Raw genomic sequence first — 19,750 nt, 5'->3', positions numbered from 1 at the left:
AGTCAGCCCCGGCAGGGGATGAAACAAGGGATGCACCAACACCAAAAAAAAAAGAGGGGCATGGCCGCAACCAGCACATCCAATAGCGTTGCCCTATGATGACGCCTCCCCCAAGTCGCCCTTTGCCCTCATGTCCACCCCCATCACGTTAGCCCCGGTAGAGCTGGCAAAGTCCTACCGCCTCCTGAACCACGGCCCGACCACCCTGGTCAGCACCGCCCACAACGGCGTCCGCAACATCATGGCCGCCGCCTGGGCGATGCCGCTCGACTTCGACCCACCCAAGGTGCTATTGGTAGTCGACAGCCGCACACTCACACGCGAGCTGATCGAAGCGTCTGGCGTGTTCGCACTCAACATCCCCACCCGCGCAATTGCCGAAACAACACTGACCGTCGGCACGCTCACCGGCCGCGATGGCGACAAGTTCGATGCGTTAGGCATCGCCACCACGCCCGCCCGCACCATCGACGTGCCGCTGGTGGCCGGTTGCGCAGCGTGGCTGGAATGCCGCGTCATTCCCGAGCCACACAACGAAAAGCGCTACGACCTTTTCATTGCAGAAGTGACCGCCGCCTGGGCCGACCCCGCATTGTTCAGCAACGGGCGCTGGCACTTCACCGATGCCGGCAGCAAGACCGTGCACTACCTCGCAGGCGGAGCCTTCTTTGAAACGGGCGACGCATTCAACGTGGAAGCCAAACAGCCATGAGCGACATCGCCATCCGCCCGTTGAGCGACGAGGATGCCGAAGCGTTCAAGGCGCTGCGCTTAAAGGCGATTCAGGATGCACCAACCGCCATCTGGCCGACGCACGATGAGGAGTCTGGACGCACGCTGGAGGAAACGCGCAACCGCATCCGCACGACCGATCACCAGATCGTGTTCGGTGCGTTTGTGGGACCCGCGTTGATTGGCATTGCCGGGCTGCGCCGCGAGCCGCTCGCGCAGGTTACGCACAAGGCCGTGCTGTGGGGCGTGTTTGTAGACCCCGCGCACCGGCGGGGCGGTATTGCGGGCAGGCTGCTGGACGCCGCAATTGCGCATGCGCGTGCCACACGCGTGTTGCAAATCCAACTGTGCGTCAACGCCGAAAACCCGCGTGCGCAACAGCTATATCGCAACGCGGGTTTCGAAACCTTCGGCGTCGAGCGCCGCGCCATGCGTGTCGGAGAGCGCTTCTACGACGAAGAACACATGGCGCTGCGGCTCGACACCTGATCCGTCAAGCGCATGCCATCAGGTCAGCCACGCCCTGGCTGGCCTGCGCGCGGATGCTCGCCACATCCAGCCCGCACACCACACCTTCATCCACCACCACACGCCCACCAATGATGCTGGTGCGCACGGTGATGGGCTCGCCGGCCGCCACGGGTGCGATCGCCGGGTCGTGGAAGCCGTAGAAGCGCGGGTGGTTGATGTCGTAGAGCACCAGATCGGCGGCTTGCCCGACCTGCAGCGTGCCGACTTCGCCCAGACCCAGCACGCGCGCACCGCCGGCCGTGGCCCAGTGGATCACCTCTTCGGCGGTGGTGGCACTGGCGCCCTGTGCGGCGCGGTGGATCAGCCACGCAGTGTTGACCTCGCCGGTCATGCTGCCTGATTCGTTCGACGCTACGCCGTCCACCCCCAGCGACACCGGCACGCCGGCCGCGGCCATTTGCGGCACCGGCGCGATGCCGCTGCCCAGCCGGCTGTTGCTGACCGGGCAGTGCGCGACGCCGGTGCCGGTTTGCGCGAGCATGCGGATCTCCGCCGGCTGCATGTGCACCATGTGCGCAAACCAGACGTCCGGCCCCAGCCACTCGTGTTCGGCCACGAACTCCACCGGCAGGCAGTTGTATTTCTCGCGGCAGAAGCGCACGTAGTTGTCGGTCTCAGACAAGTGCGTGTGCATGCGCAGGTTCATGGCGCGTGCCACGTGTGCCATCTTTACCAGCAGCGCGGGCGGCAGCGAGAAGGTGGGCGTGGTCGGTGCGACCACCACACGGCGCATCGCGTCAGGCGCGTCGTCGTGATAGCGATTTTTGAGCCGCTCGATGTCGGCCACCATCTGGTCGAACGTCTCGGGTTGCAGCGCCGTCTTCGAGAAACCCGGGTGGCTGTTGGCCGATTCAACCGCACCACCGCGGCACAGCACGAAGCGCATGCCGAACTCGTCAGCCACGTCGAACAGCATGTCACCCGACTCGGTGCCGCCGTTGGCGTGATAGAGGTAGTGGTGGTCAGCACAGGTGGTGGCGCCCGACAGCAGCAGCTCTGCCATGCCCAAGCGTGCAGCCGTGCGCATCAGCTCTGGCGTGAACAGCGGCAGGCGCGGATACGGTACGCTGGCCAGCCACCCTTGCAGGTCCTGGTTTATGCCTTCCGGCACGGCCTTGAGCAGGTTCTGGAACAGGTGGTGGTGCGTGTTGATCCAGCCGGGGTAGACCAGGCAATCGCTGGCGTCGATCACGCGCTCGCCGGGGCGGGGCGTGAGGTCGGGGGCCATCTCGGCGATGCGGCCGCCGACGATGCGGATGTCGACGGCTCCCGCGCGCGCCGCGTCGCCACGCAGGCCGGTCATGACGGCCACGGGGCGGCGGATCAGGATGTCTTGAGGCGTGTTGTGCATGGAGGTGTCCAGTGGAAAGTCAGGCACGGCCAGCCGTACGCACGATGTTGGATGGCACGTGCGCTTCTTCGGTACCGTTGAGCAGCAGGTTCAGCGCCACCGACACCAGGCAGGCGATGACCACGCCGCTGTGCAGGAACGGCTGCGCCCAGTCGGGCATCTGCTTGAACAGCGCCGGGGCGAGCACCGGGATCAGTGCGGCTGCAATCGTGAAGCCCACGATCAGCACGTTGTAGCGGTTCTCTTCATAGTCAACGCGGGCCAGCGTCTGGATGCCCGCAGCGGCCACCACACCGAACATGGCGATACCGGCACCGCCCAGCGCGGCCGGCGGCGTGGCGGCAATCACGGCGCCTGCCTTGGGCACCAGCGCCACCAGGCACATCAGCACGCCGCTCACGGCCACCACCCAGCGGCTGCGTACGCCGGTGAGCACCACCAGCCCGACGTTCTCCATGAACGCGATGAACGGGAAGGCCGCAAACATGCCGGCAATGGCACTGGCCAGGCCGTTGGCGCGCAGGCCATTGATGGCTTCTTCTTCCTGGATGGGTTTTTCGACAATGTCGCCGATGGCCAGGAACAGGCCCATCGATTCCACCATCTGCACGATCATCACCACGATCATGGTCAGCGCCGGCACCAGGGCAAAGATGGGCATCCCGAAGTGGAACGGTACGGGCAGCGTGGCCCACGGCGCATCTGCCACGCCGTGGAAGTCGCCCATGCCCAAGGCGCAGCCGAGCAACGTACCGACGATCATGCCGATCAGCACAGCAAGGTTGCGCAGCAGTGGGGTGCCGAAGCGGTTGATGAGTAGGATGGTGAGCACGACGACAACGGCGACCATCAGGTACAGCGGCGCACCGAAGTTGGCGGCGTTGCGCCCTCCACCCACCCAGTCATAGGCGACCGGAAAGAGCTGCAGGCCGATGACGGTCACGATGCAGCCCGTGACCACCGGTGGAAAAAATCGCCGCAGCCGCCCCACCAGCGGTGCGGCGAGCAGCGTAAACAGACCGGCCGTAATGACCGCACCGCATACGCCCGCGAAACCTACGGCAGGGTTGGTGCCGATGGCAATCACCGGCCCCACGCTGCTGAACGCGACCCCCTGCAGGATCGGCAACCGTACCCCGAACTTCCAGAACCCGATGGTCTGTAACAGCGTGGCGATCCCCGAGCAGAACAACGTGGTGCTGATGAGGACAATGGTGTCCGCCTGCGACATCTTGAGTGCCGATGCAATGATCAGCGGCACCGCGATGGCGCCGATGTACGACACCGCCATATGCTGCAAGCCCAGCGTCAACATCTGTCGGGTCGACAGAATCTGGTCGACCGGGTGTACGGCTGTTGTCATGGTTGTCTCCTATCGTTGTCATGCCCGGGGCATGCCAGGGGCTGCCCGCGGGTCAGGGGGATGTCACGTCATGGCATGCTCACGCCGCCAGACATGCGTTGAAACCGTCCTGCAGGGCCGCACGATCGAGGTCGCGGCCGATGAAGACGATCTTGCTGCTGCGCGCTTCGCTGCCCCAGGGCTGCGTCGCGCGAAAGTCGATGAGGCTGTGCACGCCCTGCAGCACGTAGCGCTGCGACTGGCCCTGCACGGCCAGGATGCCCTTCATGCGGAACAGCGTTTCCGCCTGTTCGTTGCGCAGGGCTTCGATCCAGGTATGGAAGCGGGCGAGGTCCACGTCGGCCGGTACGTCAAAACCCACCGAACTGACGCTTGGGTCGTGCTGGTGGTCGGGCTCGTGGTCATGGTCATGCGCATCGGCGTGAACATGCTCGTGGTCGTGATCATGGTGGCCATGATCGTGATGCTCATCATGGTCGCCATGGTTGGCCTCGGCACCGATCTCCAGCAGCTTCTGCGTTGCTTCGAACGCGCCCACACCGATGATCTTGTTCAGGTCGATCTCGGCATAGCTGGAGGTGACGATGTCGGCCGTGGCGTTCAGTCCGCGCACGCGACCGCGCAGCGCGTTGACGGCTTCGGCATCGACCAGGTCCACCTTGTTGATGACGATGCGGTCTGCGCAGACGATCTGGTCGACGGCCTGGTTGTCGACGCCGTCCAGTTGCAGGTCGTCCAGATGCGCGCCGATGTGTTTTGCGTCGACCATGGTGACGATGGCGTCCAGCTCCACGTGCTCGGCGATCGGGTCGTCGATGAAGAACGACTGTGCCACCGGATACGGATCGGCCAGGCCGCTGGTTTCCACCAGGATGTGGTCCAGACGCTCAGGGCGTGCAACGAGCTGGCGCACGATGCGTACGAGGTCTTCGCGCACTTCGGCCGTGCAGCACACGCAGCCGTTGACCATCTCGTAAATCTCCTCGTTTTCAGAGGCCATCACCAGGCCACCGTCGATGCCGACCTCGCCGAATTCGTTTTCGATCACGGCAATCTTACGGCCGTGGTTTTCGCGCAGGATGTAGTTGAGCAGCGTGGTTTTGCCGGCGCCCAGGAAGCCGGTCAGGATGGTGACCGGGATCTTGGTGTTCGGGCCGGGAAGCACGGCGTTCGGGTGGGCATGGGTGGTCATACGGACTCCTTGTCAATCGTGGGTGGGGTGCGGACTAAGGTTGGTAAGGCGTGTTCGCCCCAGCGCAGGGCGGTGCCGGCATCGAGCCCGAAGAGGTCGAGTACGCGGCCGAGGGTGTGGTCGATCATGTCGTCCAACGTATTGGGTCTTGCATAGAAGGCCGGCACGGGCGGGGCGACGATGGCGCCCATCTCCGTGACGGCCTGCATGTTGCGCAGGTGTGCCAGCGTGAATGGCGTCTCGCGCGCCATCAGGACGAGCGGACGGCGCTCCTTGAGCGTGACGTCCGCCGCGCGTGTCAGCAGGCTCGACGAGACACCGGTGGCGATTTCCGCCAGCGATTTCATCGAACACGGCGCCACGATCATCCCGAGCGCGCGAAACGATCCGCTGGCAATGCCGGCGGCCATGTCGTCTGCCCGGTGGTAATGCGAGGCGCGGTCGATCACGTCGGCCAGCTTGTACGGCGTTTCGTGCGTCATCGTCAGCAAGGCGGACCGTGTGACGACGAGGTGCGTTTCCACCTCCAGCGCCCGCAGCAGCTCCAGCAGACGCACGCCGTAGATAAAGCCCGACGCGCCGCTGATGCCGACCACCATGCGCGGGGGCGCGGGGCGGAGGTGCTGAAGGTTGCGCGCGTTCATGACTGCACTCCTGTCTGGCGGAGGATGTCGCTGGCGCGTGCAATGACGGCCGGATCGAGGCGTGCGCGGATGCCCTCGAAGCTGGCGCCGCGCGTGGCGTCGATGCCCATGCGCGATGTCGTGCCGTGCACCGACGACGACGGATCAAGCGGGCTGCCCGGCAGGCCATCGATCATGAACAGATCCTGATGCGGCTGGAAGTGCGTGGCCATGGCCCACAGCACCTGTTCGTCCTGCTGCAGATCGATATCCGAATCCACGGCAATCACGGTCTTGAGGTACGGGTCCCAGCCGAGCAGGGCCAGCATGATCTGACGTGCCTCACCGTCGCGTGTCGGGTTGAGCGCCACGTAGCAGTGGAAGTGCGTGCCGGAGTTCGGGTAGTGCAGCGCTGTGACCGACGGGAAGCGCGCCTTGAGCTTCTCGCTCATCTCGGCTTCGCGCGGCAGGCGGGCCAAGGTGAGGTGCTCCGCGTATTGACCGCCCACCACGTCGACCAGCCATGCGTCGCGCCGGCGCATCAGTGCATCGATGCGCAGCACGTTGTTGGTGGAGCGGTCTGATGAGTAGCCGGTGAACTCGCCGAACGGGCCTTCTTCCGCATAGGCAGCCGGGTCGATGGTGCCTTCCAGCACAAACTCCGCCGCCGCCGGCACGCCGATGCCGTAGCGCGGCGTGCGCACGATATCGAGCGGCGCGCCAAGCAGGCCACCAGCCACGGCACGCTCGTCGGCGCCGAAGGGCAGGCGCGCAGCGGCGGCCAGCATGAACAGCGGGTGCGCACCCACCACCATCGCCACGCGCAGCACGTCGCCGCGCTCGCGCGCGGTCTGCAGCATGCGCCAGAGGTGCCCGCGCGAGTGCAGGCTGGTGGCCAGTGCGTTGCGCGCGTGGCGCATCGAGCGGTGATAGCTCATGTTCGACACGCCCGTCACCGGATCTTCGGCCACGATGATGGCGTTGGTGACGTAGGGCGCGCGGTCGCTCTCGAAGTGCTTGATCATCGGCAGCAGCGCAACGTCCACCGCATCGCCTTCAATCACTTCGTCGGTGATGGGGCCGTGTGAAACGACACGCGGTGCGATGGGGGCATTGGCACGCGCCTGGAAGGCGTCGTGCAGTTGATGCGGCAGCACGTCGAACAACCGTGCCAACCGGGTGCGCGAGGCAAAGACGTTGGTGACCAGCGGCACCTGCAGGCCGCTGACCTGCTCGCAGACCAGCATGGGGTGGCGGTTGCGCGCAGCAAGCTGGTCGATGACGGCGGTGACATCCTGATCGGCGGAAACACCGTTGTGCAGGGTCAGCACATCATCGGGATACAGCTCGCGATAGAGATTGGCGAAGACGTGGAAATCCTGGCCTTCGCCAAGCCGGGTCATGCTCATGGCACACCTCGCTAGAGGCGGGCGCCGACCACCACAGAGGCGCGGCGCCCGCGGGATCGGCGCTCAGGCCGCTTCTGCTGTCTGGACGTAGGTCGACTTCAGGCGCAGTTCCGCCTCGGCCAGGTCCTTGGGCGGCTTGGTGGGCTCGATGCCGACCAGTCGCGCAATGTTGTTGCCCAGATAGTCTTCGAGGTGGTCCTCGTCGATACCCAGCCCTTGCGGCGGCGCCGAACACAGCACCTCCAGCTCGCGCAGCCACATGCCGGGCTCGTTGGGCGGCGAATCGGTGCCGAACACGATCTTGTCGCGCGGCAGCTGCTTCGCAAACTCAACGATGCGCGACTGGAAGCACCAGCCCGATTCGCAGTACACGTTGGGCGTGTCCATCGCCATCCAGAACGCCTCGAACGAGTAGTTGCCGCCGGTCTGGATCCCGAAGTGGCCGATGATGAAGTTCACCATCGGGAACTCGCGGATGATCGGGTAGAACATCGTCGGGATGGTGTACGGGCCGTCGCCGGTGTGGATCAGCACCACGATGTTGTACTTGGCGCAGACCTTCATGGCCGGGCGCAGCCAGTCCAGTGCGCGGTCGGGGCGGTAGCCATGCATGTTGGCGTGCAGCTTGACCATCTTGAAGCCGTATTCCTTGATGTGGAATTCCAGCTCCGCTGCGCCGTTTTCCGGGCCCCAGCGCGGGTTGTAGGTGAAGTTGCCGATGAAGCGGTCGGGGTACTTCTGTGTGAGCTCGGCGATGTACGACATGTAGTCGCGAATGCCTTCACGGCCACGGCGGTTGCCGTCGCGGTAGCCAGTGTTGCCCGGCGGCGGCTGGATGAAGCCCATGTCGATGCGGCGCGGCTTGCCGTTGATCATGTAGGGGCCATCCATCAGCTGGATCATGCGCTCGCCGTTGAAGGGCGTGCCAGTGTGGCGCCAGGCCTCGTCAACGAGGTTGGTCGGGTGCAGATGGGTATCGATAATCATGTGTGCGCTCCGTGCGGTCTGCGGTGGCTCAGGCAGCAGCCAGCGCAAGCTGCGCTTCGGCTTCGGCCACGGTCTTGGGCGGACGGGTCGGCTCCAGGCCGATCATGCGGGCGATGTTGTTGCCCAGGTAATCCTCGAGCGTGTCTTCATCGAGGTTCAGGCCCTGCGGCGGGTCCATGCACAGCACTTCCAGCAGGCGCAGCCACATGCCGGGCTCGTTGGGGGGCGTGTCGGTGCCGAACAGGATCTTGTGCTTGGGCAGCACCTTGGCAAATTCGACGATGCGCGACTGCAGGCACCAGCCCGATTCGCAATACACGTTGGGCAGTTCCATCGCCCACTGCATCGGCTCGAACACGTACACGCCGCCGGTCTGCACACCGAAGTGCGCCATGATGAAATCGACGTTCGGGAACTGCTTGATCATCGGAATCCATTCCGATGGGATGCTGTAAGGGCCGTCACCCGTGTGCAGCTTGACGGGCACGCCCAGCTCGGCGCATTTCTCGAAGGCCGGCATCACCCAGTCCAGCGCGCGGTCGGGCCGGTAGGCGTGCATGTTGGCCTGCATCTGGACCATCTTGAAGCCGTGCTCCTTGACGTAGCGCTCGATGGCTTCCACGCCGTTCTGCACGCCGCAGCGCGGGTTGTAGACGAAGCAGCCGATGAAGCGGTCCGGATACGTCTGCACCATCTTGAGGGTGTACGCCATGTAGGCGTCGATGGACTCGCGGCCCGTGAGCTCGCCGTCCGTCCACGTATAAATGGTGTTGCCCTGCGGTGGCTGGATGAAGGCCTTGTCGATACGGCGTGGTTTGCCGTTGATCATGTAAGGGCCGTCCATCATTTCGAGCAGGCGCTCGCCGGTAAAGGGGTCGCCGTCGTGCCACCACGCGAGGTCCACCAGGTCGGTGGGGTAGCAGCTGATGTCGATGATCATCGTTGGATCTCCTGATGACTGGGAGGAAGCGTGATGGCTTCCCGGTGAGGGCAGGCACGTCCTGCAGCGCGGCGCTCTTTGCTAGGCGTGTGCCTTCCCCTCGCCGGATCGCGTTGATTCGCGTTGATGCCGGATGCGTGCTGCTTGGGGCGCAGTATCGGAGTCGGGGCCGGGGGCCGGCCAATACTATTTGGCGGCGGTCTTGATACGTTGCCGATATCGGCAACGCGGGGGAGGAGTGGGGAGGAGAAAAGCGGCGGCTCAGCCGCCCAGCGTGTCGCGTGCGAGTTGCTGCACTGCGTTCACCACGGCCTGCGCACGTTCGCCTTGGCCGCGTTGCCAGACGGCATACAAGTTGTAGTGCGCCGGGATGGCCACGTCCGTCAACTGCACGAGTCGCCCTTGCTGCAGTGCATCGGCAGCCAGCAGGCCGCGCACCAGTGCCACGCCGATGCCGGCCTCAGCCGCGGCAACCATGTTGGCCGCGTTGTCGAAGGCGGCCACCACGGCGGGTTCCAGCGGCTCCAGCGCGGCCGCGTCCAGCCAAGGAATCCACGAGCGCCGCGTATAGCCCAGCAGCGGCAGCGTCATCACCGCCGACGGCGCCAGCGGCGCCTGCACACCATGTCGCTCCAGCAGGGCCGGCGCAGCCACGGCGGTGACGTGGTCACCACAGATCGGTGCCATCTCGCAGTCGTCCCACTCACCGTAGCCGTAGCGCAGCGAGACATCCACCCGCTCGAACGAGGGCCGCTCGCCGCGCGTGGTCGACAGGAACATCACCTGATACCCCGGCAGCGCTGCCAGCAACTGCGGCAGCCGCGCGTTGAGCCAGCCCTGCGCCAGTTCGCTGTCGACATCGATGATCAACGTTTGCGGTACATGCCGGTTGCGCACGGAAGACAGCGCCCGGTCTACCTGCCCAAAGCCGTCGGTGAGCATGCTGGCGAAGAGCTGGCCGGCATCGGTCAGCACGATGCCGCCGGCCTCGCGCACAAACAGTGGTTGGCCAATGAACTCCTCCAGAGACCGGATCTGCTGGCTGATGGCGCTGTGCGTCAAGTCCAGTTGCTGCGCGGCCTTGGTAAAGCTGCCGGTGCGGGCGGCTTGCAGGAAGGCATGCATCGACTGGATCGACGGATAACGCTTGTACATGGCGGCGGTTGGCTGGCTGTTAGTTCGACTTACATGGTCCGGCAGAAATCGTCGCTGGCGGGGTGCCGGGGCGCGGCTTCATATTGCGGCCAGTAGCGGCCGCACAAGACGGCCCGGTTTCTGGAGGAAACAATAATGACCGACATTCTGGTCAATGGCACCCCCCATGCGCTGGATGATGCCGACGCTGACATGCCCCTGCTGTGGGTGTTGCGCGACCGGCTCAAGCTGACCGGCACCAAATTCGGCTGCGGTGGCGGCTTCTGCGGGGCCTGCACGGTCCACCTGGATGGCACGCCGATCCGCGCGTGCATCACGCCGGCATCGGTGGCGGCCGGGCACAAGATCACCACCATCGAAGGGCTGTCCAAGGACGGCACGCACCCGCTGCAGCGTGCCTGGGTGGCCGAAGACGTGCCGCAGTGCGGCTACTGCCAGTCGGGGCAGATCATGTCGGCAGCGGCGCTGCTGGCTTCTGGCAGCCCCGTCAACGATGAAGCCATCACCAATGCCATGGCCGGCAACATCTGCCGCTGCGGCACTTATGGGCGCATCCGCAAAGCCATCAAGCGCGCCGCCGACGAGGGAGGCAAGGCATGAACGCGCCGCGTGAACCCCTTGCACCGATGCCCGACGCGCCCTCGCGCCGCCGTTTCCTGCAACAGAGCGCATTGCTGACGGCTGGGCTGGCGGTTGGCTTTCGCCTGCCGGATGCGCTGGCCGCCGGCAAGGACGCCACTGCCGGCGAGTTCGAGCCCAACGCCTGGGTGCGTGTGCTGGCGGACAACACGGTCAAGATCGTCGTGCACAAGCATGACTCCGGCACTGGCACGCAAACCGCGCTCGCCGCCTGCGTGGCGGAAGAGCTGGATGTGGACCCGATGCGCATCGCCGTCATCACGCCGGAAGATCCGTTCTTCCAGGACTACATCCACCCGATCTGGAAGGTGTATTCCACCGGCGGCAGCACCAGCGTGTCGCTCGAATACACGCGCCTGCGGCAAGCCGGTGCCACGGCACGCGCGATGCTCGTGAGCGCTGCGGCGCAACGCTGGGGCGTACCGGTGGCCAGTTGCAGCACGACGGACGGCACCGTCATCTGCAACGCTGATGGCCGCAAGGCCACCTATGGCGAACTGGCCGACGCGGCAGGCCGCCTGCCTGCGCCTACCAACGTGGCGCTCAAGAACCCGGCGGACTTCAAATACATCGGGAAGCTGCGCCACAAGCGCGATGCGCTGGCCAAGGCAACGGGCCGGTTCCACTACGGCATCGACGTGGCGTTGCCCGGCATGCTGGTGGCGGTGGTGCAACGTGCCCCCATGCCCGGTGCGCGCGTGCGGCATATCGACAGCGCCGAGACGCTGAAGGTGCGCGGCGTGCGTCAGGTCATCACGATCCCGCTGCGGTCTGACGTGCTGGGCGGCAACCAGGAAGGCGTGGCCGTGCTGGCCGACGACTACTGGGCCGCAAACAAAGGCCGCGCCGCACTCAAGGTTGAGTGGGACGACAGCGCCTTCGCCGATTTCGACAGCGGCCATGTCGCCGCGCATCAGGCGGCGTGGCTCGCCAGTGGCAAGGCCCGCGTGGTGCATACCGTACAGGCCGGCAACACGGATGCGGCAATCGCGCACGGCGCCAAGCGCATCAACGCGGCCTACCGCATGCCCTACAAGCAGCAGAACCCGCTGGAGCCCGTCAACATCACCGCGTGGTTGAAGGACGGGACGATCCAGTACTGGGGCGGCATCCAGGTGCCGTCCACCGCCATGGAAGCGGCCGAGACGATCTGCGGCCTGCCGCGCGACAAGGTGGTGCTGCACGAGATGGTGTCCGGCGGCAGCTTTGGCGCGCGCGAGAGCAAGTACTGGCTGTTCGAGGTGAGCTATCTGGCCAAGAAGGCCGGCGTGCCCGTCAAGCTGATGAACAGCCGCGAAGACGAAATGCGCGCGCTGTACGGCCATCCGGCCACGTATCACCAGCTTGAAGGCGCGCTCGATGCGCAGGGCAGGTTGGATGCGCTGCGCATCCGCGCGGTGTCTCCTGCCTCCCCCGAGCAGTGGGAGCCTGGCTACTTCGACCGGCCCGACCGCATGGACTACAGCACCACCGAGGCCATCTCGAAGTGGGATTTTCCGTACCGCGCCAACCACATGGACATCGGCTGGGTGCGCCACGAAACGGGCATCCCGACGGGCTGGTACCGGGCGGTCAGCTTTATCCCCAACGTGTTCGCCACCGAGAGCTTTATGGACGAACTGGCCGCGGCGGCCAAGCGCGATCCGGTGGAATTTCGCGTTGCCCATATGGCTGACCGCCCACGCCATGTGGAGGTGCTGCGCACCGCCGCACAGCGCGCCGGGTGGGGAAAGACTGCTCACGGGCACGCGCTGGGCGTGGCCACGCACCAGGCCTATGACAGCTACATCGCCGTGGTGGCGCAGGTGGCGCGCAAGGATGGCCGCGTGGTGGTGGAGAGGCTCACCTGCGTGGCGGACGTCGGCTTGGCCGTCTCGCGCACCGGCGTGGAAGAACAGCTCTATGGTGGCCTGATGTGGGGTCTCGGCCATGCACTGTTTGATCGCATCGACATCCAGGGCGGGGCGGTGCAGCAGAGCAACTTCCACGACTACCCGGTGATGCGCATGTCGGACATGCCCGCCATCGAGATCGTGGTGGTGGACGGCAATCTTGACAAGCCGGGCGGCGTGGGCGAACTGGCCAACCCGCCGGTGGCTCCGGCCATTGCCAACGCCATCTTCCGGCTGACCGGCAAGCGCCAGCGCGAGACGCCGTTCAAGCTCGACCTGCAGGCATAGCGCACATCATGGACATTCGCCTGCTGCGCTACTTCTCGGTCCTGGCCGACGAACTGCACTTCGGGCGAGCAGCGGCGCGCCTGTTCATGTCGCAGCCGCCGCTGAGCCAGCAGATCCGCCTGCTGGAAGACGAGATCGGCACGCCGCTGTTCGTGCGCAGCCACCATCGCGTGGAACTGACGGCCGCCGGTCGCACGCTCAAGGAGCAGGCGCCGCTGGTGTTCGAGCAGTTGAATCGCGCACTCGATCTCACGCGGCAGGCCGGCCGTGGCCAGGTGGGCGAGCTGGAAATCGGCATGATCAGCTCGGTGATGGTGGGGCTGCTGCCCGAGGCGTTGCGCCAGTTTCGCGAGCGCTATCCCGGTGTGGAGTGGCGCTTGAAAGAGATGACGCCCGCCGCGCAGGTGGCCGCGCTCAAGGAGCGCCGCATCGATGCCTGCATTTTCCGCCTCGGCCATGAAGACCCTGCCGTGCGCAGCGAACTGCTGCAGCAAGAGCCGATCGTGATGGCGCTGCCCGCCTCACATCGGCTGGCGGGGCAGGCCAGCCTGGCGCTTGGCGACTTTGCTGGCGAGCCCTTCGTCGCATTCGAATCCAAGCGCTCCCGCTTTGCTGACCACCTGATGCATCTGTGCATCCAGGCGGGGTTTGCGCCGCTGGTGCGCCAGCAGGTGACCGAGGTGCAGACACTGCTGGCGCTGGTAAGCGCCGGCTTTGGCGTGGCGCTTCTGCCTGGGTCCACCGCCAACCTGGCGCCGCCGGGGGTGGTCTTCAAACCGCTGGAGCCCGCACTGCCAGCCGTGCCGCTGTACGTGCACTACCGGGTGGACGACACATCGCCGGTGCTCAAGCTGTTTCTGGAGACGCTGCGAGAGGTGAGTGGCGCAAGCGCAGAGGACTTGGTCCTCGAGTCTCAGTCGGCGCTGGCCAATCGATAGTCCGTCGGCCGCATGCCCGTCCACTTGCGGAAGGCGCGGTGAAATGCGCTCGGCTCTGCAAAGCCGACGGCGACTGCTATGTCGGCAATCGTCCGGCGCGTGTCCTGCAGCTGGCTGATGGCGATGTCACGCCGCAGGTCATCCTTGATGGACTGATACGTGTGGCCTTCCAGCTTGAGGCGCCGGCGCATAGTGGCCTCGGCCACGTTCAGCTTGAGCGCCATCGCGTCTGATGCCGGCCAGCTTGCCACCGGCAGGTTGCGCAGCGTCTTGCGCACGCGTGCCGCGAATGAATCCGGGTTGCGATACTTGACGATGAAGCTGCCCGGCGCATCGCGCAGAAAGGTCTTGATGGATGCGGCGGTCTGGATGACCGGCAGGTCAAGAAAGGCGGGCGATAGATCGACATAAGACGCGCTGTGCTTGAACGCCATGTCATCGCAGAACATCAGGCGGTACTCCTGCGCATCTTGCGGCGCGGCACAGCGGAAGCGCGCGGCGATGAACGGAATGCGCCGCCCGACCAGCCAGCAGACCAGCCCGTACACCATGATGAGCCATGTGGCGTAGGTGAACATGGGCGGCACCCGCGTGCCCTTGCGGTGCACGAACACCAGGCGCACGCGCTGCGCATCTTCTTCAATCTGCACGTGCAGATCATCCAGCACCAGCCGCAGGAAACCGGTTGCGCGCTGCAGCGCTTGGCGGCCGGTGCGCGCGGTGAGCGCCGCCTGCGTCATCGTCACGAAGCTGCCCCAGCGCATGGGGTGGGCGTCCTGCCCGAAGAACTCATCGTCCATCGCCTGCGCAATGCCGGCCCACAGCACGCCGTACTGGGCAGACGACACGCGGCTGCGTGGTGAGGCGAGCATCTGCGGCGTGATGCCGGCGGCCGCCATGATCGGCAGCGTGTCGACACCGTGCGCGCGTGCGCGTGTCACGGCCTCGTTGACGAGGCTGACGGAGACGGTCCCTTTTTCGTTGTTCTTCATCGTTGTAGCGAACGTTGCGGCAGCGCAGTATGGCAAATCCGCTCACGCAAGTTGAGCGTGACGGGCATCGAAGCTGGCGCGCCGCGTGCCTACACTTTTTCCCCATCGAATGGCCGCGTGAACGCTACCCTGATGGGTTGCACAGTGTAAGGCGCCCATGCACGCACCGTCACGCAGTCGGCAAGCAGAGAGCAAGCGATGGACGATTTCTACACGGAAGAGCAGCGGATGATCCACGACGCTGCCCGCGACTTTGCCACCGAGCGCCTGGCGCCCAACGCGGCGCAATGGGACCGCGATGGTGCACTGCCAGATGACGTGGTCCGCCAGATGGGCGAACTGGGCCTGCTGGGCATGATCGTGCCGCCCGAGTGGGGCGGCTCCTATACCGACTACGTGGCCTATGCGCTCGCGCTGGAAGAAGTGGCCGCCGGTTGCGCCGCCTGCGCCACGATGATGAGCGTGCACAACTCGGTGGGCTGCGGCCCGATCCTCAAGTTCGGCACCGAGGCGCAGAAGGCGCGTTACCTGCCGGACCTGGCCACGGGTCGGGCGATCGGTGCGTTCTGCCTGACCGAGCCGCATGCCGGGTCCGAAGCCAACAACCTGCGCACGCGTGCTGTATTGCGCGATGGCAAGTGGGTGCTCAACGGCAACAAGCAGTTCGTCACTAACGGCGCGCGGGCCGACATCGCCATCGTGTTTGCGGTGACCGACCCCGAGGCCGGCAAGCGTGGCATCTCCGCCTTTATCGTGCCGACGGACACGCCGGGCTTTCATGTTGGGCGGCCGGAACACAAGCTTGGCATTCGTGCGTCGGACACCTGCCCGATCACGCTGGAAGACTGCGCCGTGCCCGAAGAGAACCTGCTGGGCGGGCGCGGCGAGGGCTTGAAGATCGCACTGTCCAACCTGGAAGGCGGGCGCATCGGCATTGCTGCGCAGGCTGTGGGCATTGCGCGCGCCGCATTCGATGCCGCACGCAACTATGCGAACGAGCGCATCCAGTTCGGCAAGGCGCTGCGCGAGCACCAGACCATCGCCAACATGCTCGCCGACATGGCCACGCGCCTGAATGCGGCGCGGCTGCTCGTCCACCACGCAGCGCGCCTGCGAAGTGCCGACAAGCCCTGCCTGTCTGAAGCCTCGCAGGCCAAGCTGTATGCGTCGGAACTGGCCGAGGAAATCTGCTCCAACGCCATCCAGATCCACGGCGGCTACGGCTACCTGGCCGACTACGCCGTCGAGCGCCACTACCGCGACGCCCGCATCACCCAGATCTACGAAGGCACCAGCGAAGTCCAGCGGATGGTGATTGCGCGGCACGTGTAGGACGTCGTACGCAGCATCGACCGAGTACGAAACAGCGACGAAAGAGCGCGCACGCGCCGACCAGGAGACGACGATGAACGAAGTGGCATCTGCAGCAAAGGGGTTTGTCGAGGCGCGCGATTTCCTGCTGCGCCATCGCACCGACTACGACCGCGCGTACCGCGAGTTCACCTGGCCGAAGCTGGACACGTTCAACTGGGCGCTCGATTACTTCGATGTGATGGCGCGCGGCAACGACAACCCGGCGCTGTGGATCGTCGACGACCTGCAAGGCGACGGGCTGAAGCTCTCGTTTGCGCAGATGTCCGAGCGCTCGTCGCGCATGGCGAACTTCCTGCGCGGCCTCGGCATCGTGCGGGGCGACCGTCTGCTGCTGATGCTGCCCAACCGCGTGGAACTGTGGGACGTGATGCTGGCGGCCATGAAGCTGGGCGCTGTCGTTTTGCCCGCTACGACGCAACTATCGCCCGGCGACGTGCGCGATCGCGTGGAGCTGGGCGGGGCGAACTGCGTGGTGGTTGATGCGGCGGAACTGCACAAGTTCGATACGGTGGATGCTGGCGTTAGGCGCATCGCGGTGGGGGCACAGCGAGAGGGCTGGATCGATCTGGCCGGTGCCTACAGCGCACCGGTTGAGTTCATCCCTGATGGCGCGACCAAGGCCACCGATCCGCTGCTGCTGTATTTCACTTCCGGCACCACGTCCAAGCCCAAGCTTGTGGAGCACACACACCAAAGCTATCCGGTGGGACACCTGTCGACCATGTACTGGATCGGCCTCCAGCCGGGCGACATCCACTGGAACATCAGTTCGCCGGGCTGGGCCAAGCACGCGTGGAGTTGCTTCTTCGCGCCGTGGAATGCGCAGGCCTGCGTGTTCGTCTACAACTACGCGCGCTTCGTGCCGAAAGACACGCTCGATGTGCTGGTGCGCTGTGGCGTGACTACGCTGTGCGCGCCGCCCACCGTGTGGCGCATGCTGGTGCAGGAGCCGCTCGCGTCGTACCCGGTCAAGCTGCGCGAGATCGTTGGTGCGGGTGAGCCGCTGAACCCCGAGATCATCGAGCGCGTGCGCAGCGCGTGGGGCGTGACTATCCGCGATGGCTTCGGCCAGACCGAGACCACCTGCCAGATCGGCAACACGCCGGGCCAGCCGGTGGTGCCGGGCTCGGTGGGCCGCCCGCTGCCGGGCTACCGCGTAGAACTGGTCGACCACGATGACCAGCCCGCCAGCGAAGGCGAGATCGTGCTGCCGCTCTCGCATCGCCCGCTGGGCCTGATGCAGGGTTACGCCAACAACGCCAAGGCTACGGCGGAAGCCACGCGCAACGGCTACTACCACACGTCTGATGTGGCCATGCGTCGCGATGACGGCTACTTCGTCTACGTCGGCCGCACGGACGACGTGTTCAAGTCGTCCGACTATCGCTTGAGCCCCTTCGAGCTGGAGAGCGTGCTGATCGAGCACGAGGCCATTGCCGAGGCCGCCGTGGTGCCGAGTTCCGATCCGCTGCGCCTGTCGGTTCCCAAGGCCTTCGTCACGGTGCGCCAGGGCTACGAAGCCGGGCCCGAACTGGCACGTGCTGTGTTCCTGTTCTCGCGCGAAAAGCTCGCGCCTTACAAGCGCATCCGCCGCCTGCAGTTCAGCGAGCTGCCCAAGACCATCTCGGGAAAGATCCGCCGCGTTGAGCTGCGCCGGCTCGAACTGGAGCGCACGCCTGAACCTGCCCGCATGACCGGCGAGTTCTGGGAAGAAGACTTCGCCTGATTCCGGATGCCGCTGATCCCATTGAACCCCGCCATCGATTTGCCTAGGAGACCCACATGAGCGCCGTTGCCTCTCTCGCTTCCGCCAAGACTGCCGCCCACCAAGACACCCCGCCCACCGTCAAGCTGCTGATCGGCGGTGAGTTTGTCGAGTCCAAGTCGAAGGAGTGGCGCGACATCGTGAACCCCGCCACGCAGGAGGTGTTGGCGCGCGTGCCGTTTGCCACGGCAGCCGAGGTGGATGCGGCCATCCAGTCCGCACACGCGGCCTTTGCAACGTGGAAGAACACGCCGGTGGGCGCGCGCATGCGCATCATGCTCAAGTTCCAGGCGCTGATTCGCGAGCACTCGCCGCGCATCGCGCGCACGCTCACGGCGGAGCAGGGCAAGACGCTGCCTGACGCCGAAGGCGACATCTTCCGTGGGCTGGAAGTGGTGGAGCACGCGTGCTCGATCGGCTCACTGCAGCAGGGCGAGTTTCTGGAGAACGTGGCCGGCGCGGTCGATACCTACACGCTGCGCCAGCCGATTGGCGTGTGCGCAGGCATTACGCCATTCAACTTCCCGGCGATGATCCCGCTGTGGATGTTCCCGATGGCCATCGTGTGCGGCAACACGTTCGTGCTGAAGCCGTCGGAGCAGGACCCGCTGTCGACCATGATGCTGGTGGAACTGGCGCTGGAAGCCGGTGTGCCGGCGGGCGTGCTGAACGTTGTGCATGGTGGCAAGGATGTGGTGGATGCGCTCTGCACGCATGATCACGTGAAGGCGATCTCGTTCGTGGGCTCCACCGCCGTGGGCACGCATGTGTACCGCCTGGGCAGTGAGCACGGCAAGCGCGTGCAATCGATGATGGGCGCGAAGAACCACGCCGTGGTGCTGCCGGATGCCAACCGTGAGCAGACGCTCAATGCGCTGGCCGGTGCGGCCTTTGGTGCTGCCGGGCAGCGCTGCATGGCAACGTCTGTCGTGGTGCTGGTGGGTGCGGCACAGCAGTGGGTGCCCGAGCTTGTGGAGAAGGCCAAGACGCTCAAGGTGAATGCCGGCGTGGAGCCAGGCACGGACGTTGGCCCTGTCGTTTCGCGCGCCGCCAAGCAACGCATTCTTGGGCTGATCGAATCGGGTGTACAGCAAGGCGCCACGCTGGCACTGGACGGCCGCAACGTCCGCGTGGCCGGCTATGAGGACGGCAACTTCGTCGGCCCGACCATCTTCACCGATGTGACGACCGATATGGACATCTACACCAACGAGATCTTCGGGCCGGTGATGGTGGTGCTGACGGCAGCGACGCTGGATGAAGCCATTGCGCTGGTCAACGCCAACCCGTTCGGCAACGGCGTGGGCCTGTTCACGCAGAGCGGCGCGTCGGCACGCAAGTTCCAGAGCGAGATCGATGTCGGCCAGGTCGGTATCAACATCCCGATCCCGGTGCCGGTGCCTTACTTCAGCTTTACCGGCTCGCGCGGCTCCAAGCTGGGCGACCTGGGCCCGTACGGCAAGCAGGTTGTGCAGTTTTACACGCAGACGAAGACGGTTACCGCGCGCTGGTTTGACGACGCGGTCGATGCCGGCGGCGTGAACACCACCATCAGCCTGCGCTGAGCGGCCAAGGAGCG

Annotated in this window: 17 protein-coding genes; 8 read left to right on the top strand and 9 right to left on the bottom strand. The window is 65.5% G+C overall.

Features of this window, described 5'->3' with window-relative positions; genetic code table 11:
* Positions 1-130: 130 nt before the first annotated feature.
* Positions 131-712 carry a flavin reductase family protein gene (locus tag C404_RS32975; RefSeq protein WP_021192958.1) on the top strand — a complete coding sequence of 194 codons (582 nt, stop codon included), beginning with the start codon at positions 131-133 and terminating at the stop codon, positions 710-712.
* Complete coding sequence (locus C404_RS32970; RefSeq protein ID WP_021192957.1) at positions 709-1,221, top strand: GNAT family N-acetyltransferase; 513 nt, start codon at positions 709-711, stop codon at positions 1,219-1,221. Before C404_RS32975 ends, C404_RS32970 begins: the two co-directional genes overlap by 4 nt.
* Positions 1,222-1,225: 4 nt before the next feature.
* Here C404_RS32970 and C404_RS32965 read toward each other — a convergent pair whose 3' ends face one another.
* From C404_RS32965 to C404_RS32930, 8 genes are all read right to left on the bottom strand, one after another.
* Positions 1,226-2,614, bottom strand: a complete 1,389-nt coding sequence (locus C404_RS32965) for an amidohydrolase family protein (RefSeq protein ID WP_021192956.1) — start codon at positions 2,612-2,614, stop codon at positions 1,226-1,228.
* Positions 2,615-2,633: 19 nt separating this feature from the next.
* On the bottom strand, positions 2,634-3,977 hold the full coding sequence (locus C404_RS32960; protein WP_021192955.1) for a nucleobase:cation symporter-2 family protein: 1,344 nt from the start codon (positions 3,975-3,977) through the stop codon (positions 2,634-2,636).
* A 79-nt stretch (positions 3,978-4,056) separates the two neighbouring features.
* Positions 4,057-5,169 (bottom strand): CobW family GTP-binding protein, encoded by a 1,113-nt coding sequence (locus C404_RS32955; RefSeq protein WP_021192954.1) that lies wholly within the window; start codon positions 5,167-5,169, stop codon positions 4,057-4,059.
* Positions 5,166-5,813 (bottom strand): UbiX family flavin prenyltransferase, encoded by a 648-nt coding sequence (locus C404_RS32950; RefSeq protein ID WP_021192953.1) that lies wholly within the window; start codon positions 5,811-5,813, stop codon positions 5,166-5,168. The genes C404_RS32955 and C404_RS32950 overlap by 4 nt, the downstream gene beginning before the upstream one ends.
* Positions 5,810-7,201, bottom strand: coding sequence for a UbiD family decarboxylase (locus C404_RS32945; protein WP_021192952.1), 1,392 nt, complete (start codon positions 7,199-7,201; stop codon positions 5,810-5,812). The genes C404_RS32950 and C404_RS32945 overlap by 4 nt, the downstream gene beginning before the upstream one ends.
* A gap of 63 nt (positions 7,202-7,264) precedes the next feature.
* Entirely contained in the window at positions 7,265-8,188 is a 924-nt protein-coding gene (locus C404_RS32940) for an amidohydrolase family protein (protein ID WP_021192951.1), read from the bottom strand.
* Positions 8,189-8,216: 28 nt separating this feature from the next.
* Positions 8,217-9,128 carry an amidohydrolase family protein gene (locus tag C404_RS32935; protein ID WP_021192950.1) on the bottom strand — a complete coding sequence of 304 codons (912 nt, stop codon included), beginning with the start codon at positions 9,126-9,128 and terminating at the stop codon, positions 8,217-8,219.
* A gap of 261 nt (positions 9,129-9,389) precedes the next feature.
* Complete coding sequence (locus C404_RS32930; protein WP_021192949.1) at positions 9,390-10,283, bottom strand: LysR family transcriptional regulator; 894 nt, start codon at positions 10,281-10,283, stop codon at positions 9,390-9,392.
* A 135-nt stretch (positions 10,284-10,418) separates the two neighbouring features.
* On the opposite strand from C404_RS32930, the gene C404_RS32925 reads away from it, so the two are divergent.
* The 3 genes from C404_RS32925 to C404_RS32915 are packed head-to-tail and all read left to right on the top strand — an operon-like array spanning position 10,419 to position 14,040.
* A complete protein-coding gene (locus tag C404_RS32925) occupies positions 10,419-10,883 on the top strand; it encodes a (2Fe-2S)-binding protein (protein ID WP_021192948.1) in 465 nt (154 codons plus the stop codon).
* Entirely contained in the window at positions 10,880-13,102 is a 2,223-nt protein-coding gene (locus C404_RS32920) for a xanthine dehydrogenase family protein molybdopterin-binding subunit (RefSeq protein WP_021192947.1), read from the top strand. The genes C404_RS32925 and C404_RS32920 overlap by 4 nt, the downstream gene beginning before the upstream one ends.
* Positions 13,103-13,110: 8 nt before the next feature.
* Positions 13,111-14,040, top strand: coding sequence for a LysR family transcriptional regulator (locus C404_RS32915; protein WP_021192946.1), 930 nt, complete (start codon positions 13,111-13,113; stop codon positions 14,038-14,040).
* Here the strand turns inward: C404_RS32915 and C404_RS32910 are convergent.
* Positions 14,016-15,032, bottom strand: coding sequence for an AraC family transcriptional regulator (locus C404_RS32910; RefSeq protein ID WP_021192945.1), 1,017 nt, complete (start codon positions 15,030-15,032; stop codon positions 14,016-14,018). The genes C404_RS32915 and C404_RS32910 overlap by 25 nt on opposite strands.
* Positions 15,033-15,230: 198 nt before the next feature.
* On the opposite strand from C404_RS32910, the gene C404_RS32905 reads away from it, so the two are divergent.
* The 3 genes from C404_RS32905 to C404_RS32895 all read left to right on the top strand — a co-directional run bounded on the left by C404_RS32905 (position 15,231) and on the right by C404_RS32895 (position 19,736).
* Entirely contained in the window at positions 15,231-16,364 is a 1,134-nt protein-coding gene (locus C404_RS32905; protein WP_021192944.1) for an acyl-CoA dehydrogenase, read from the top strand.
* Between the two features lie 73 nt (positions 16,365-16,437).
* The gene (locus C404_RS32900; protein WP_021192943.1) at positions 16,438-18,132 is read left to right on the top strand and encodes an AMP-binding protein; all 1,695 of its coding nucleotides are present in this window, start codon (positions 16,438-16,440) and stop codon (positions 18,130-18,132) included.
* A 56-nt stretch (positions 18,133-18,188) separates the two neighbouring features.
* Positions 18,189-19,736, top strand: coding sequence for a CoA-acylating methylmalonate-semialdehyde dehydrogenase (locus tag C404_RS32895; protein WP_021192942.1), 1,548 nt, complete (start codon positions 18,189-18,191; stop codon positions 19,734-19,736).
* Positions 19,737-19,750: the final 14 nt, after the last annotated feature.

This window comes from Ralstonia sp. AU12-08, assembly GCF_000442475.1.
Classification (GTDB): domain Bacteria; phylum Pseudomonadota; class Gammaproteobacteria; order Burkholderiales; family Burkholderiaceae; genus Ralstonia; species Ralstonia insidiosa.
This window is presented reverse-complemented; position numbering and strand designations above follow the sequence as displayed.

Bases quoted from the DNA above. Each gene is read 5' to 3' on its own strand.
- C404_RS32915 (WP_021192946.1), top strand. From the start codon at position 13,111: ATGGACATTCGCCTGCTGCGCTACTTCTCGGTCCTGGCCGACGAACTG.
- C404_RS32905 (WP_021192944.1), top strand. From the start codon at position 15,231: ATGGACGATTTCTACACGGAAGAGCAGCGGATGATCCACGACGCTGCC.
- C404_RS32975 (WP_021192958.1), top strand. From the start codon at position 131: ATGTCCACCCCCATCACGTTAGCCCCGGTAGAGCTGGCAAAGTCCTAC.
- C404_RS32930 (WP_021192949.1), bottom strand. From the start codon at position 10,283: ATGTACAAGCGTTATCCGTCGATCCAGTCGATGCATGCCTTCCTGCAA.
- C404_RS32940 (WP_021192951.1), bottom strand. From the start codon at position 8,188: ATGATTATCGATACCCATCTGCACCCGACCAACCTCGTTGACGAGGCC.
- C404_RS32935 (WP_021192950.1), bottom strand. From the start codon at position 9,128: ATGATCATCGACATCAGCTGCTACCCCACCGACCTGGTGGACCTCGCG.
- C404_RS32955 (WP_021192954.1), bottom strand. From the start codon at position 5,169: ATGACCACCCATGCCCACCCGAACGCCGTGCTTCCCGGCCCGAACACC.
- C404_RS32945 (WP_021192952.1), bottom strand. From the start codon at position 7,201: ATGAGCATGACCCGGCTTGGCGAAGGCCAGGATTTCCACGTCTTCGCC.
- C404_RS32910 (WP_021192945.1), bottom strand. From the start codon at position 15,032: ATGAAGAACAACGAAAAAGGGACCGTCTCCGTCAGCCTCGTCAACGAG.
- C404_RS32970 (WP_021192957.1), top strand. From the start codon at position 709: ATGAGCGACATCGCCATCCGCCCGTTGAGCGACGAGGATGCCGAAGCG.
- C404_RS32925 (WP_021192948.1), top strand. From the start codon at position 10,419: ATGACCGACATTCTGGTCAATGGCACCCCCCATGCGCTGGATGATGCC.
- C404_RS32950 (WP_021192953.1), bottom strand. From the start codon at position 5,813: ATGAACGCGCGCAACCTTCAGCACCTCCGCCCCGCGCCCCCGCGCATG.
- C404_RS32920 (WP_021192947.1), top strand. From the start codon at position 10,880: ATGAACGCGCCGCGTGAACCCCTTGCACCGATGCCCGACGCGCCCTCG.
- C404_RS32960 (WP_021192955.1), bottom strand. From the start codon at position 3,977: ATGACAACAGCCGTACACCCGGTCGACCAGATTCTGTCGACCCGACAG.
- C404_RS32895 (WP_021192942.1), top strand. From the start codon at position 18,189: ATGAGCGCCGTTGCCTCTCTCGCTTCCGCCAAGACTGCCGCCCACCAA.
- C404_RS32965 (WP_021192956.1), bottom strand. From the start codon at position 2,614: ATGCACAACACGCCTCAAGACATCCTGATCCGCCGCCCCGTGGCCGTC.
- C404_RS32900 (WP_021192943.1), top strand. From the start codon at position 16,438: ATGAACGAAGTGGCATCTGCAGCAAAGGGGTTTGTCGAGGCGCGCGAT.